General features: G+C 68.4%; 13 protein-coding genes. 5 read left to right on the forward strand and 8 right to left on the reverse strand.

The window, feature by feature from the left end; all coding sequences use genetic code 11:
* Nucleotides 1-52: 52 nt before the first annotated feature.
* Nucleotides 53-415: a LysM peptidoglycan-binding domain-containing protein gene (locus MRBLWH12_RS07480; protein ID WP_341974228.1), complete on the reverse strand. Its 363-nt coding sequence runs from the start codon at nt 413-415 to the stop codon at nt 53-55.
* 284 nt (nt 416-699) lie between these two features.
* On the opposite strand from MRBLWH12_RS07480, the gene lexA reads away from it, so the two are divergent.
* Nucleotides 700-1,386 carry a transcriptional repressor LexA gene (gene lexA, locus MRBLWH12_RS07485; RefSeq protein ID WP_341974227.1) on the forward strand — a complete coding sequence of 229 codons (687 nt, stop codon included), beginning with the start codon at nt 700-702 and terminating at the stop codon, nt 1,384-1,386.
* Between the two features lie 81 nt (nt 1,387-1,467).
* Here lexA and metE read toward each other — a convergent pair whose 3' ends face one another.
* Both metE and MRBLWH12_RS07495 read right to left on the reverse strand, forming a co-directional pair.
* The gene (gene metE, locus MRBLWH12_RS07490; RefSeq protein ID WP_363547744.1) at nt 1,468-3,780 is read right to left on the reverse strand and encodes a 5-methyltetrahydropteroyltriglutamate--homocysteine S-methyltransferase; all 2,313 of its coding nucleotides are present in this window, start codon (nt 3,778-3,780) and stop codon (nt 1,468-1,470) included.
* 21 nt (nt 3,781-3,801) lie between these two features.
* Nucleotides 3,802-4,746 carry a methylenetetrahydrofolate reductase gene (locus MRBLWH12_RS07495; protein WP_341974225.1) on the reverse strand — a complete coding sequence of 315 codons (945 nt, stop codon included), beginning with the start codon at nt 4,744-4,746 and terminating at the stop codon, nt 3,802-3,804.
* A 196-nt stretch (nt 4,747-4,942) separates the two neighbouring features.
* Between MRBLWH12_RS07495 and MRBLWH12_RS07500 the strand changes: the two genes are divergently transcribed.
* Entirely contained in the window at nt 4,943-6,814 is a 1,872-nt protein-coding gene (locus MRBLWH12_RS07500; protein ID WP_363547747.1) for a S9 family peptidase, read from the forward strand.
* Between the two features lie 49 nt (nt 6,815-6,863).
* Here MRBLWH12_RS07500 and smpB read toward each other — a convergent pair whose 3' ends face one another.
* The 3 genes from smpB to ftsE form a co-directional block, all read right to left on the reverse strand.
* Complete coding sequence (smpB, locus tag MRBLWH12_RS07505; RefSeq protein ID WP_363547750.1) at nt 6,864-7,340, reverse strand: SsrA-binding protein SmpB; 477 nt, start codon at nt 7,338-7,340, stop codon at nt 6,864-6,866.
* A 64-nt stretch (nt 7,341-7,404) separates the two neighbouring features.
* Entirely contained in the window at nt 7,405-8,319 is a 915-nt protein-coding gene (gene ftsX / locus MRBLWH12_RS07510) for a permease-like cell division protein FtsX (RefSeq protein ID WP_341974222.1), read from the reverse strand.
* Nucleotides 8,316-9,386 (reverse strand): cell division ATP-binding protein FtsE, encoded by a 1,071-nt coding sequence (gene ftsE / locus MRBLWH12_RS07515; protein ID WP_363547754.1) that lies wholly within the window; start codon nt 9,384-9,386, stop codon nt 8,316-8,318. The genes ftsX and ftsE overlap by 4 nt, the downstream gene beginning before the upstream one ends.
* 130 nt (nt 9,387-9,516) lie before the next feature.
* Between ftsE and MRBLWH12_RS07520 the strand changes: the two genes are divergently transcribed.
* Nucleotides 9,517-10,587 carry a DUF2510 domain-containing protein gene (locus MRBLWH12_RS07520; protein WP_363547757.1) on the forward strand — a complete coding sequence of 357 codons (1,071 nt, stop codon included), beginning with the start codon at nt 9,517-9,519 and terminating at the stop codon, nt 10,585-10,587.
* A gap of 64 nt (nt 10,588-10,651) precedes the next feature.
* Here MRBLWH12_RS07520 and prfB read toward each other — a convergent pair whose 3' ends face one another.
* Nucleotides 10,652-11,761, reverse strand: a complete 1,110-nt coding sequence (gene prfB, locus MRBLWH12_RS07525; RefSeq protein ID WP_341974219.1) for a peptide chain release factor 2 — start codon at nt 11,759-11,761, stop codon at nt 10,652-10,654.
* Between the two features lie 124 nt (nt 11,762-11,885).
* Here prfB and MRBLWH12_RS07530 point away from each other — a divergent pair, with 124 nt between their 5' ends.
* Both MRBLWH12_RS07530 and MRBLWH12_RS07535 read left to right on the forward strand, forming a co-directional pair.
* Nucleotides 11,886-13,133 carry an MFS transporter gene (locus MRBLWH12_RS07530; protein ID WP_363551320.1) on the forward strand — a complete coding sequence of 416 codons (1,248 nt, stop codon included), beginning with the start codon at nt 11,886-11,888 and terminating at the stop codon, nt 13,131-13,133.
* Nucleotides 13,130-13,693, forward strand: coding sequence for an NUDIX hydrolase (locus tag MRBLWH12_RS07535; protein ID WP_363547760.1), 564 nt, complete (start codon nt 13,130-13,132; stop codon nt 13,691-13,693). Before MRBLWH12_RS07530 ends, MRBLWH12_RS07535 begins: the two co-directional genes overlap by 4 nt.
* A gap of 28 nt (nt 13,694-13,721) precedes the next feature.
* Here MRBLWH12_RS07535 and MRBLWH12_RS07540 read toward each other — a convergent pair whose 3' ends face one another.
* Nucleotides 13,722-14,657, reverse strand: coding sequence for an NAD-dependent epimerase/dehydratase family protein (locus MRBLWH12_RS07540; RefSeq protein ID WP_363547763.1), 936 nt, complete (start codon nt 14,655-14,657; stop codon nt 13,722-13,724).
* Nucleotides 14,658-14,720: the final 63 nt, after the last annotated feature.

Genomic DNA, 14,720 nt, shown 5'->3' on the forward strand with positions numbered 1-14,720 from the left:
TGCTCATCCGGTGACGCCAGGTTTCCCGTCGGCTCACCGGTCCCACCGAACGTCAGTGGGAGAACTGGGCGGGAATCGCGAGTTCTTGCCCGATCTGGAGCATGCCGTCCTGCAGCAGATTGAGTCGGGAGATCTCTCCGATGACATCGCGGGGATCGGCGTCGGGGGCGACGTCTCCGGCGATCGACCACAGGGTGTCGCCCGGCATCACCGTCACCGTCTCGAAGGTGGCGGTTGCGACGCTCTCACCCGAGGCGATCGCACCCCCACCGCTGATCGCTGCGAAGGCGATGCCGACGGCGAGCGGGAGAGCAGCGACTGCGAGGAGCAGACGACGACCGCGAACCGTCAGCCGAAGCCGCGTCGCCGGGCGTGCCGGGATGACTGCCGCATTGCTGAAGGTGATGGTGCTCATCTCTTACTCCCTGTGCTCTCGCCCCGCGGAACGGGGGAAGTTGGCGTAGCGTTCGCATTCTCGCCTCGGCCGGGAGCCGTGAATGCGAAGCTACGTACCGAAGATATCTTCGAGTTCGAACATCTGTCAAGCGTTCTTCGAAATAGAGTTCGAGAATCGGGCGACACGCTCGAACAGATCTTCCACATCGGCCCGATTCTCGGATACGGTTTCGATAGGAACACCCCACCACGGGCCACCGACATTCGAAGAGCAGCGTCGGGTTCGCCTACTGAAGGAGCACCATGAGCGAGAACTCAGCCCCCGAGTCAGAGGCACCGCGAACGCGCCGTCGGAAGAGCCTCAGCCCGAAGCAGATGGCGATCCTCGAGGTCATCCAGACGTCGATCGCCAGCCATGGCTACCCGCCGAGCATGCGCGAGATCGGCGATGCCGTAGGCCTCAAGTCGCTCTCCAGCGTCACTCATCAGCTCGGACAACTGGAGCTCAGCGGTTACCTGCGCCGCGACCCGGGCAAGACCCGCGCGATGGAGGTGCTCATCGACCTCCCCGGTCAGAGCGGCGAGAATCCTGCTGACGCGATGACACCGGTGGGCGATGCGGCGATGGTGCCTCTGGTCGGTCGTATCGCGGCCGGTGTGCCGATCACCGCCGATCAGCAGGTCGAGGAGATCTTCCCGCTCCCCCGCCAACTCGTCGGCAAGGGCGATCTGTTCATGCTCAAGGTGTCCGGCGAATCGATGATCGACGCCGCGATCTGCGATGGCGACTGGGTCGTCATCCGCTCGCAGAACAGCGCGGAGAACGGCGAGATCGTCGCGGCGATGCTCGACGGTGAGGCGACCGTGAAGACGTTCCGCCAGCGCGACGGTCATACCTGGCTGCTCCCCCGCAACTCCTCCTTCGAGCCGATCCTCGGCGATGAGGCCACCGTGCTCGGCAAGGTCGTCGCGGTGCTGCGCGCGGTCTGAGCATCCGGCATCCACTCGCTGGAAACGCAAGAACCGCTCTCCCCAGGCTTCGGGGAGAGCGGTTCTTGCGTTTCAGCGATGTCAGGCCGTGACGTTCACGTCCTCGCGCACGCGACGAGTGGCCTCGACGATGTTGCGCAGCGACTCGGTCGTCTCGGCGTAGCCGCGGGTCTTCAGGCCGCAGTCCGGGTTGACCCAGAGCTGACGCGTCGGGATCTCCTCGACGGCACGGCGCAGCAGCGCTTCGATCTCCGATGTGCTCGGAACGCGCGGCGAGTGGATGTCGTAGACGCCAGGGCCGATGCCGTGGTCGAAGCCGACCTCGGCGATGTCGGTGACGACCTCCATGCGGCTGCGTGCCGCCTCGATCGAGGTGACATCGGCGTCGAGGGCACGGATCGCATCGATCACAACGCCGAACTCCGAGTAACAGAGGTGCGTGTGGATCTGCGTTCCCGCGGCGGCACCACCCGTGGACAGGCGGAAGGATGCCACGGACCAGTCCAGGTATGCAGCCTGGTCGGCCTGCTTCAGCGGCAGCAGCTCGCGCAGCGCCGGCTCGTCGACCTGGATGATCTCGATGCCGGCGGTCTCGAGGTCGGCGATCTCCTCGCGGAGCGCCAGCGCGACCTGGTTGGCGGTCTCGCCCAGCGGCTGGTCGTCGCGCACGAACGACCACGCCAGGATCGTGACCGGTCCGGTGAGCATGCCCTTCATGTGCTTCACGGTCAGAGACTGCGCGTACGAGGACCAGTCGACCGTGATCGGGGCAGGACGCGACACGTCGCCCCACAGGATCGACGGGCGGGTCGCACGCGACCCGTAGGACTGCACCCAGCCGTTCTCGGTGACCGCGAAGCCGTCGAGGTTCTCGGCGAAGTACTGCACCATGTCGTTGCGCTCCGGCTCGCCGTGCACCAGCACGTCGAGACCGAGCTCCTCCTGCAGCGACACGACGCTGTCGATCTCGCGCCGGAGGAAGTCCTCGTAGTCCTCCTGCGGGAGCTCTCCGCGCCCGTACTGCGCCCGTGCCCGGCGGATGTCGCCGGTCTGCGGGAACGATCCGATCGTGGTGAGCGGCAGAGCAGGCAGCCCCAGCGCCTCCTGCGCCGTCTCGCGCTCCTCGTACGAGACCCGCGAGAAGTCGGCGTCGCTGAGCTCGCGCTGCCGGACCAGGCCGTCGCGGACGCCGGGTGCGCTCAGACGGTCTTCGAGTGCAGCGGATGCCGCAGCGAGCTCATCCTCGATCGCAGCGCGACCCTGTCCGAGGCCACGGGCGAGAACGACGACCTGCTCGACCTTCTGATCCGCGAACGCGAGCCAGGAGACCAGGCGAGCGTCGAGCTTGGTCTCGTCCGCGACATCGTGCGGCACGTGCAGCAGCGAGGTCGAGGTGGATGCGGCGACCGCAGCAGCGCCGAGCGCGCGGAGGGCCTCCAGCTTGTCGTAGGCCGCCGCGAGGTCGCCGCGCCAGATGTTGTGGCCGTCGATGACGCCGCCGACGAGGGTCTTGCTCTCGAGTCCGGCAGCTGCCGTCGGCACACCGCCGCGGACGAGGTCGACGGCGATCGCCTCGATGGGCGCAGCGGCGAGCACGGGGAACACCTCGCCGAGCTCGGCATAGGGTGCGGCGACGAGGATAGACGGACGCTCGGTCGCGCCGCCGAGCACCGCGAGCGCACGGGCTGCGGCGTCCGAGAGCTGCGAGACGGACGCGGGAAGCGACTCGCTGACCAGCGCGGGCTCGTCGAGCTGCACCCATTCGGCGCCGGCATCCTTCAGCCGCGCCAGGAGCTCGACATAGACCGGGAGCAGGTCGTCGAGACGGGACAGCGGGTCGAAGCCCTCGGGGGCGTCATCCGACGCCTTGGCGAGAGCAAGCAGCGTCACCGGGCCCACGACAACGGGACGGGTCACGAAGCCGGCGGCGACGCCCTCGGCCACCTCACGCACGAGGCGGTCACTGGAGAGCGAGAAGGCCGTCTCCGGCCCGATCTCCGGCACCAGGTAGTGGTAGTTCGAGTCGAACCACTTCGTCATCTCGAGCGGCGCGCGCTCCCCCTCGCCGCGGGCGATGGTGAAGTACGCGGGCAGGCCGATCGTGCCGTCTGCAGCGCGCAGGCCCTCGAAACGGGACGGGATCGCGCCGACCGTGACGGCGGCGTCGAGCACCTGGTCGTAGTACGAGAACGACTCGGGGATGGCGGAGTCGGTGCGGCCGAGGCCCAGTGCAGCGAGCCGCTCGCGGGTCGTCGCCCGCAGCTCTGCGGAGGTGCGCGCGAGCTCCTGCTCGTCGATGCGGCCGGCCCAGAACGACTCGATGGCCTTCTTGAGTTCGCGGCGGCGACCGATACGGGGGTAGCCGAGGATGGTTCCCTCGGGGAATGCAGTCATGGTCTTTCCTTTCGGCGGGGTCTAGTGGCGCAGGGCCGGGAGGATGCCGGCTTCTGCGAGGACGGTGAGGACGGTGTCGTGCTGGTTGAAGGCATAGAGGTGCACACCGGGCGCGCCGCCGGCGACGACCTCGCGGGCGAGACGAGCGGCCCACTCGATCCCGATCTCGCGGCGGCCCTCGGGGGTCGGCTCGACCTCGAGCGCGATGGCGAGCTCGCTGGGCAGGTCTTCCCCGGTGAGTTCCAGCACACGGGCGAGACGGACGTGCGAAGTGATCGGCATGATGCCGGGGAGGATCGGGATCGTGACCCCGGCGGCACGAGCGCGTTCGACGAAGGCCAGGTAGTCGTCGGCATGGAAGAAGAGCTGCGTGATCGCGAAGGTCGCCCCAGCCGCCTGCTTGGCCAGTAGCGCCTCGACGTCCTGCGTGCGATGCGTCGCACGCGGATGCCCCTTCGGGAATGCGGCGACGGCGATGTTGACCTTTCGCCGCGGGTCGACCCTGGCCGCGCCAGGGAAGCCGGGAACCGGCGCTTCCTCGTAGGGCGCTCGTTCCGCCTGCACCCGGTCGATGAGCTGCACCAGCTGCGCCGCGCTCTCCAGGTCCCCGAGGAACGCCTCCGTCTGCCCCTGCGGCGGGTCGCCGCGCAGCGCGAGGAAGCTGAGGATGCCGGCATCCAGGAACTCCCGGATCAGGCGCGCTGCCCCCGCGTAGGTGTTCCCGACGCAGGTGAGGTGCGCGAGCGGTTCGACGTCGGTGTGGGCGCGGATGTAGCGGAGGACATCAAGGGATCGTCCGCCGGTCGATCCGCCGGCGCCGTACGTGACCGAGAGGAACTCAGGTCCGGCGGCGGCGAGCTGCCGCACCGTCTCGTGCAGGGCCTCTTCGCTCGACTCCGAGCGCGGCGGGTAGAGCTCGAAGGAGAACGGCACACGAGTGGCGCCGGGGGTGAATTCCTCGGGCATCTTCTCTCCTGAGTGGCAGACGGACATAGCAGCCGCGCGCGACAGGGCAGGCCTGTCGTTCACGGGCGGGTGCCGGGCTCGGCTGTCGCACCACGCTCGAGGTGAATCGGGCGTTTCCAGCAAGGTAGAACAGCCGACCCGTTCCGCGCACGCGACCACGACACACGACGTCACACTGCCGACCTAAGCTCGATGCATGGCGACTCCGTACGGCTCCTGGCCCTCCCCCTTCTCGGCAGCGGATGTCGCGGCATCCGCCCCGCGCATCGACGGCGCCCTCTTCGTGGGCGACGAGATCTGGTGGGGAGAGTCGGTGCCCGCCGAGGGCGGCCGCGTCACCGTCCGCAGCTCGACCGGCCGAGAGGTGCTGCCCGCCCCGTGGAACGCGCGTTCCCGCGTGCACGAGTACGGCGGCGGCGCCTGGACGGCGGATGCCGATGGCACCCTGTACTTCGTCGATGCGGGCGATCAGCGGATACGCCGGCTCGCACCGGGCGCCGAGCCCGAGCCCTTGACCGCGGCCGGTGCACGGTACGGCGGACTGAGCCTGCAGCGCGGGCGACTGCTGGCCGTGCAGGAGGACCTGCGGTCAGAGCCCCACACCCGCGCGATCGTCGAGATCCCGCTCGATGGCTCGGCGGCCGCAGACGACGACACGGTGCGAGTGGTCGCGAGCGGTCCCGGCTTCTTCGCGCACCCCGCGCTCTCTCCCGATGGTTCACGGCTCGCCTGGGTCGAGTGGAGCACCGATCGGATGCCGTGGGAGCACGCGTCACTCGTGATCGCCGCGCTCGACGCCGGCACGCGCGTCGACGTGCCGACCAACGCCGCACTGCAACCGGAGTGGGTCAGCGATTCGCAACTGCTCTTCGCGGACGATCCGACCGGACGGTGGGGGTTGCAGCGACTGACGCTCGACGGCGCCGCTCTCTCCGCGGCTCCCGAGCCGATCGCGCCGGCGGACGCCGACACCGGCTACGGCCTCTGGGTGCTCGGCAATCGCTGGTACAAGCCCCTGCCCGACGGCCGGATCGTCGCGGTGCGGACGAACGGGCGTGATGAAGTCGTCCTGATCGACCTCGACGGCGATGCACGCCGACTCGACGTGCCCGCCGATGCGCACGTCAGCGTCGACGACGTCTCCGGCTCACGCGTGCTCCTCTCCGGCGGGGGTTCGGGGACCGAGGCCGGTCTGTGGTCCGTCGACATCGACTCCGGCGAGGTCGTCGCCGTCCGCGGCGGACGCGCCCTTGATGACCGATGGATGCCGCCGGCTCGCGCGGTCTCGTTCGACGGGCCGAGCGGCCCGGTGCACGCCTTCGACTACGCGCCGGCGCACCCGGATGCATCCGCCGACGCCGGCGAGCTCCCGCCGTACGTCGTGCTGGTGCACGGTGGTCCGACCGCGCACGCGTCGGGCGCGGCATCCGCCGCCATCGCGTTCTACACGAGCCGAGGGATCGGTGTGCTCGACGTGAATTACGGCGGCTCCACCGGCTATGGTCGCGCCTACCGCGAGCGGCTGGACGGCGCCTGGGGCATCGCCGATGTCGACGACGTGCTCGCCGCGGCGCGCGGGCTCGCGGCATCCGGCGCTGCCGATCCGCAGCGCATCGCCATCCGCGGCGGTTCTGCCGGGGGCTGGACCGTGCTGTGCGCACTGGTGCGGGGCGGGGTCTTCGCCGCGGGTATCAGCCGCTACGGCGTCGGCGACCTGCGCATGATCGCCGAAGACACGCACGACTTCGAGAAGCACTACCTCAACGGGCTCGTCGGGCCGCTGCCGGAACTCGAGCAGGTCTACATCGACCGCTCACCGCTCACGCACGCCGACCGGATCGATGTCCCGGTGCTCCTGCTGCAGGGCGCGGACGACCTCGTCGTGCCGCCGTCGCAGTCCGAGGCGATCCGCGACGCGCTGGCCGCGCGTGGGATCGCGCACGAGTACGTGCTCTATCAGGGCGAGGGGCATGGCTTCCGCAGGGCGGAGACGATCGTCGACTCCCTGGAGCGGGAGCTGACATTCCTCGGACGCGTGTTCGGGTTCGAGCCCACGACCGGTCGTTGAGCGAGGAGCCCGTGACGAGACGAAACGCGTCGATCCCGCGTCGACGCCGCTAGTCCCCGACGCGATTGCGGGTGCGCATGGCGCGCTCGGCCTCGCGGGTGTCCTGGCGTTCGCGCAGGGTCTGGCGCTTGTCGTACTCGCGCTTGCCCTTGGCCAGTGCGATCTCGACCTTCGCGCGCCCGTCGGCGAAGTACAGCTTCAGCGGAACCAGCGTGTACCCGCCCGCGGACACGGCGTGCGAGAGCTTCGCGATCTCCTCGCGGTGCAGGAGCAGCTTGCGGATGCGCTTCGCCGAGTGGTTCGTCCAGTGCCCCTGCGAGTACTCCGGGATGTGCACGGAGTCGAGGAACACCTCGTTGCCCTTGATGAACGCGTATCCGTCGCTCAGATTGGCGCGCCCCTGGCGCAGCGACTTCACTTCGGTGCCCGTGAGCACCATCCCCGCCTCGTACGACTTCTCGATGTTGTAGTCGTGACGTGCGCGACGATTGGTCGCGACGACCTTCTCCCCGCGTTCCCTGGGCATGATGCTCTCCTGATCTGTGCCGTGCGGGCGCACGACAGCCTTTCAGTCTACAACGACAGCGACCTCAGGTGCGCAGCCAGCGACGGATCGCGAACCCTGCGGACAGCGCGGCGAGCACGATACCGATGCCGATGAGCACGGGGACGACGAGCACTGCGTCCTGCATCGTCACCCAGGTGGTGATGAACGGCACGCGGCCGCGCAGGTATCCGTCGACGCCGAAATGAACGCCCGCGACCACCGCGACGCTGGCCAGAGCCGAACCGAGGAAGGCCGCGAAGACGCCCTCAAGGACGAACGGCGTCTGGATGAAACGGTTGGATGCTCCGACCAGGCGCATGATCCCGATCTCCTTGCGTCGCGCGTACGCCGAGAGACGGATCGTGGTGGCGATCAGCAGGATCGCCGCGATGAGCATGAGGACGGCGATTCCGATGGCGATGTACGTTGCGACGGTGAGAGCCGAGAAAAGCGGTTCGAGGTATTGCAGCTGGTCGGCCACCTGCTCCACCCCCGCGACCCCGTTGAACGCCTCGACGAGCACCTGGGACTGACTCGGATCCTTCAGCGTCACGAAGAAGCTCTCGGACATCTGGTCTGCGGTGAAGACGCTGGCCTTCTCCTCGCCGATCTGCTCGACGATGTTGGCGTACGCCTCGTCCTTGGTCTCGAAGCGCACATCGGCGATGAGCGGCGCGAGTGCGTCACCCTCGATCTGGGCACGGACGATCTGCACCTGTTCCTCGGTTGCGGAGCCGTTGAGGCAGGTCGGCGATTCGGACACGCCGGAGCACATGTACACGGCCACCTGGGCGCGCTCGGTCCAGTAGCCGCGCATGGTGCCGATCTGCGCCTGCATGAGGATCGCGGCTCCGACGAACGTCAGTGAGACGAACGTCACGAGCACGACGGAGATCACCATCGAGATGTTTCTGCGGAGACCGCCGAGGGCCTCTGTGAGGATCAGACCGTATCTCATGAGGTCGGTCCCACTTCCTCGTCGTCCGCGTCGGACAGACCGAGTCGATCGGCGACGCCGAGGTCGGCGATGTCGACCTGCGGCAGCACGATCGGATGCGTACGGGGCGCGACAGCCACGGCCGGCTCCGAGACGTCGTCGGGCACGGGAGCGGGCTCCTCGACGGAGGTCTCCGGCTGGGGCGTCTCGGACGGCTTCAGGACCGCGGGTTCCGGCGCGGGCGCCGATGCGGCTGCGCGGCGCTGGGCGCTCAGGTCCTGGGCGAGGGCGGCGCGCACCATCGAGAGGTCGGCCGTCTGGCGCTGCACCTCCTGCACAGCGGTGAGCGCGGCGACCGCTGCGGCGCCGCGCACCTCCTCCGGCACCAGGCGCGGGATGTTCGACGTGTCTCCATAACCGCCGTGCACCTCGTCGCGCACCATCTCGCCGTCACGCAGCTCGATCACGCGGCGCTGCATCTGGTCGACGAATCCGGCCTCGTGCGTGGCCATCAAAACAGTCGTACCACCGGCGTTGATGCGCGCGAGCAGCTGCATGATGTCCACGGATGTGGCGGGGTCGAGGTTTCCGGTGGGCTCGTCGGCGAGCAGCACCTGCGGGCGGTTCACGAGAGCGCGGGCGATCGCGACGCGCTGCTGCTCACCGCCGGAGAGCTCATGCGGCATCCGCTTCTGCTTGCCGTCGAGGCCGACGAGTGCGAGCGCCTCCGGCACCGCCTGCTGGATGAAGCCGCGAGAGGAGCCGGTGACCTGAAGCGTGAACGCGACGTTCTGGTACACGGTCTTCGACGGCAGCAGACGGAAGTCCTGGAACACCGCTCCGATGTGCCGCCGGAAGTACGGCACCTTGCGGTTGGCGAGCGAGCGCAGATCGCGCCCGAGCACCGCGACGCGGCCGGTTGACGGAATCTCTTCGCGGAGAATCAACCTGAGGCAGGTCGACTTGCCGGATCCCGAGGCACCGACGAGGAAGAGGAACTCTCCCCGCTGGACTTCGAAGTCGACACCGGAGAGCGCGGGCCTGGCGGTCCCGCGATAGCGTTTCGTGACATTCTCGAACCGAATCATGGCGATACGAGCCTAAACGCGCCTCTTCCGGTGATCGCGAGCGACACCCCGTGACGTCACCGGTCACTGCTATATATGAGGTAGCCGATTCGCGCGTTCCGCGCGGGCGAACGATTTCGAGGGGGACCCCATGACGACACCTGCAGGCTGGTACGACGACGGCTCTGGCCGACAGCGCTGGTGGGACGGGCAGCAGTGGACGGAGCACTTCGCTCCCGAGGCGGCCGCACCCGAAGCGCCGGTGGTTGCAGACGCTCCGGCAGTCGCACACACTCCAGCGGTCGAAGAGACCGCTGCCGATTCTCTCGATGACACCGTGATCCGCACGACGAGTGACACCTACGCTCCGCCTGCTGCGGCGGCAGAGCCCGATGCACAGGTCGAGGCGCCGTTCGTCGCACCGAACGAGACCGCTGCGACGACGCCGATCAGCGACGGCGGCGTTCCCCCCTACGCTGCGGGCGGCGCCTACCCGGCTTCCGCGCCCGCGGACCCCGGGTACCAGACCGGCGCCCCCGGCTACGCAGCACCTGCGTACCCCGCTGCAGCTCCGGCATACCCCGGCGCGGCTCCGGCAGGCGCCCCCGGTGCGTACGCCGTTGCGGATGCCGGTCCGAAGAAGCCGTCGGTCCTCGGACTCGTCGGCCTCGGGTTGGCCGTACTCGGCACGATCCTCGTGTTCATCCCGCTCGTCGGAGTGTTCGGTTTCGTGCTCCTGGGAATCGGCTTCATCCTGTCGCTCGTGTCGTTGTTCCTCAAGGGCAAGAAGTGGCCCGGAATCGCGGGCCTCTCGCTCGCCGTGGTCGGCACGATCATCGGCATCGTGATGTCGTTCGTCTACCTGTTCGCCTTCGCCGAGGGCGTCCAGAGCGAGATGGACGATTTCCCGACGTCGATCCCGACGGAGGCCGCGCCGGACCCCGATGAGACCGACAGCACCACCGACGAGACCTCGGCCGGTCGGCCGACCGTTGAAGAGGTGTCTGAGGGCCTCACGGAGATCCTCACGCTGTCCGGCCAGGGAGAGACGTACACCCCTGAGCAGGTCACCTGCATCAGCGAGGCGTTCGTCGCATCCGACATCGACGACGACACGCTGCGTGTCATCGCGAACGGTGATGAGATGTTCCAGGATGCCGACGCACTGACGGCGTTCACGGATGAGTTCACCAGTTCCGGCGTGACCTGCTTGATGCAGTGATCCCACTCTGAATGCAGAAGGCCCGGGAGCGATTCGCTCCCGGGCCTTCTGCGTGAATCTGAGATCAGTCCTCGACCTTGCGTTTGCGCCAGCGGATGCCCGCCGAGATGAAGCCGTCGAGGTCGCCGTCGAACACAGCGGCCGGGTTGCCGGACTCGTGGCCGGTGCGGAGGTCCTTGACGAGCTGTTGTCCGTAGAGGAAGTACGAGCGCATCTGGTCGCCCCAGCTCGCGGTGATGTTTCCGGCGAGTTCCTTCTTCTTCGCGGCTTCGTCGGCCTTCTGCAGCAGCAGCAGGCGGGTCTGCAGCACGCGCATCGCCGCGGCGCGGTTCTGGATCTGCGACTTCTCGTTCTGCATCGACACGACGATGCCGGTCGGCAGGTGGGTGAGGCGCACGGCGGAGTCGGTGGTGTTGACCGACTGACCGCCGGGGCCGGACGAGCGGAAGACGTCGACGCGGATGTCGCCCTCGGGGATCTCCACCGCAGTGGCCTCCTCCATGAGCGGGATGACCTCGACAGCCGCGAAGCTGGTCTGACGCTTGTCGGCGGAGCCGAACGGGCTGATGCGCGCGAGACGGTGCGTGCCGGCTTCGACGGACAGCGTTCCGAACGCGTAGGGGGCGTCGATCTCGAACGTCGCGGATTTGATTCCCGCACCCTCGGCGTAGGAGGTGTCCATGACCTTCACCGGGTACTTGTGCTGCTCCGCCCAGCGCAGGTACATGCGCATGAGCATCTCGGCGAAGTCGGTGGCGTCGTCGCCGCCCGCGCCGGAGCGGATCGTGATGATGGCGGCACGATCGTCGTACTCGCCGCCGAGAAGCGTCTGCACCTCGAGCTGGTTGATCAGTTCGGTGAGGGCTGCGAGCTCGATGCGCGCCTCCTGCGCCGATTCCTCGTCGCCCATCTCGTTCGCGAGGCCGACGAGGACTTCGAGGTCGTCGAGACGGCCGGCGATCCCCTCGATCCGGGCGAGCTCCGACTGGCGGTGGCTGAGTGCGCTGGTCACCTTCTGGGCACGCTCGGTGTCGTCCCAGAGGTCGGGAGCACCGGCTTCCTCGTTGAGACGGGCGATTTCAGTACGGAGCGCTTCGACATCGACGACCTCGCGAATGTCACCGAAGGTGAGTCGCAGGGCCTGGATGTCGGCGGAGAGATCGAGTTCGAGCATGGCACTTCAGCCTAACGTGCCGGGTGTTCGCGCGGGGACGGAGTACCTCGACGGGCGGAACCTGCCCGCGGGGTAACGTGAAGGCGTGAGCAGCGCATCGACGGTCCTGAGAGATTTCGGGCCGATGGTGTACCTGCCCACCATCCTTTTCGCCCTGGGCGAGGGCGCGGTGATCCCACTCATCCCGGTGATCGCCGTTGGCATGGGAGCCGATGTGGCGTTCGCCGCCCTCGTCGCTTCGGCACTCGTCATCGGCCAGCTCTGCGGCAATCTGCCCGCGGGCTGGGCGGTGGCGCGGATCGGCGAGCGCATGACGATGGTGATCGCAGGAGTGATCGCCATCATCGCCGGCGTGGGGATGGCGTTCGCCCCTTCCCTCGGCGTGCTGGCGGCATCCGTCTTCCTGCTCGGGCTGTGCGCGGCCGCGTTCGGCCTCGCTCGACACGCGTTCATGACCACCCGGGTGCCGCTCGAGGTCCGCGCGCGTGCCCTGTCGCTGCTCGGTGGAAGCTTCCGGCTCGGCATCTTCATCGGCCCGTTCGTGGCCGCGGGACTTCTGCAGCTCTTCGGGAGCGAAAGCGCGGCGATCTGGTTCTTCATGGTCTGCCTGGTCGCCATGGTGCTGCTGGTGCTCCTCGGCCCCGACCCGGAGAAGACGAATCCGCCGACGCGGCAGGCTGGCCCCTCGCACCTGACCGAGGACTCCGGAGAGGCGGTGAGCGGCTCGATTCCGACCATCGAGCGTGCGGGCATCTTCCGCACGATGTGGCAGCAGCGCGCAGTGCTCAGCCGGCTGGGCCTCGCCGCCGCATCCCTGTCGGCGGTGCGCTCGGCACGGCAGGTGGTGCTGCCGCTGTGGGGTCTGTCGTTAGGACTCGACGCATCGACGATCGCCCTGGTGGTCGGTGTCTCCGGCGCCATCGACTTCGCCCTGTTCTATGCGAGCGGGCAGGTGATGGACCGGTTCGGCAGACTGTGGGCCGCGATGCCGGCGATGCTCGTGATGGGGGCCGGATTCCTCGCCCTGTCGTTCACGCACGACGGGGATTCGGCGGTGCTGTGGTTCGGCATGCTCGCCGCAGTGCTCGGCGTGGGCAACGGCCTCTCCAGCGGCATCCTACTCACGCTCGGCGCCGATGTCGCTCCGAAGCGGGAGCCGGCGGCGTTCCTCGGCTCGTGGCGGACGCTGACGGATGCCGGTGGCGCGATCGCCCCGCTGCTGGTCTCCGGGATCATCGCCGTCGCATCGCTCTCGGTCGCCGCTGGTGTCATGGGCGCGATCGGCCTCCTCGGCGCGGCAGGATTCCTGCGCTGGATCCCGCGGTTCGTGCCGCGGGCGAAGCGCACCGATTCCGAGGGGAGTTCTGAATGAGCGACGCGGTGACCCGGAGCATGTCGAACCTGGTGCGCGACTTCTCCCCGCGTGACGACGGCGAGCACGCCGCCCAGGAAGACTTCGCTTCGTTCTTCGTGCACGGAGAATCACCGATGTGGCGGGAGTCCGGGCCGGATCACGCCACGGCATCCTGCGTCGTTCTCGATCCGACTCTCCGTGACACGCTGCTCGTCTTCCATGCGAAGGGACAGTTCTGGGTGCAGCCGGGCGGTCATCTCGAGGAGGGAGACGAATCGATCGAGGCGGCGGCCCTGCGTGAACTCCGCGAGGAGACCGGCCTCCGGCTCGACGCGCGAGACGACGGACCGCTCGCCTATGACCTCGATCACCACGCCCTGTCCGCGAGTTTCGGACGCTGTGCCTCACACCTCGATGTCGGGATCGCCGTGATCGTCGACCGGGATGCCGAGATCACCGTGAGCGATGAATCAGAGGATGTGCGCTGGTGGCCGGTGGACGCGCTGCCGGCCGAGCTCGCGAACGGCGTGCAGCGGCGCATCGACGCGCTGCTCACCCGGGTGCGCGACCGCGCCTGAACTCGCTGCGGCTCGTGACAGCCCGCACTCAGCCGAGTCCGCCGCGAAACCCCTCCTTCCAACTCGACCAGGACGGAGCCCACCCGAGCTCCCGCTTCGCCTTGGCATTCGACGAGCCGCGCACCGTCGTCATCATCGAGACGCCGTGTTCGCCGATGAGCGCCTTCGCGACCCACGCGGGGACGCGCATCGGCGGCTTCGCCCCGACCGCCTCGGCGAGCGCCGGCAACCACTCGCTCACGGGAGCGGGGTCATCGTCGACGATGTTGTATGCGCCGGGCGCTCCGCGTTCCACCGCGACGGCCGTGGCGGATGCCGCGTCGTCGATGTGGCAGAAAGACGTGATGCCGGCGCCTCCGCTCACGAGCGGTAGTTTGCGGGCTTCGAGCATCTCCACCATCTGACCGCCATGACCGATCGCCTGCCCGGGTCCGTACAGCTGTCCGTACCGGAGCGCGAGGCCACCGACCGCGGTGACAGCCCGCTCGACGTACTGGATCGCCGCGATCGCCTGCCGCGAGGCCGGCGTCGGGTGCGGGTCGAAGGCGTCTTCCTCGGTCTTCACCGGCCCGCCGGTACGTTCGTTCGGCCAACCTGTGTAACTCTGCGCGATGAAACGGCTGACTCCCGCCTCTGCTGCAGCGGCGAGCAGATTGTCGGTTCCGCGGGTGCGGAGCGCGTTCGTCACGGCGAATGAGCGATCGAAGTGCTTGAGGTCGATCGGCCCGTCGCCGAGCGCGGTGAGCTGGTGCACGATGACATCGGGCCGAGCATCGAGCACCGCCACCCGCACGGATGCCGCGTCGAGGCCGTCCATCACGACGGCGCGTCCTCCTGCGGCCTCGATCGAGGCAAGCCGATCGGGCTTCCTCGACGTGCCGACGACCTCGTGCCCCGCCGCCAGGAGCAGGGGCACCAGTCTCGATCCGATGGCGCCCGCGGCGCCGGCGATGAGTACTCGCATGTTGTTCTCCTTCTCTCACCCCCTTCGACGAACGAGCATCCGCATTTGTGACATCCTCGAACC

Origin of the sequence: Microbacterium sp. LWH12-1.2 (assembly GCF_040675825.1) — a bacterium.
GTDB lineage: Bacteria > Actinomycetota > Actinomycetes > Actinomycetales > Microbacteriaceae > Microbacterium.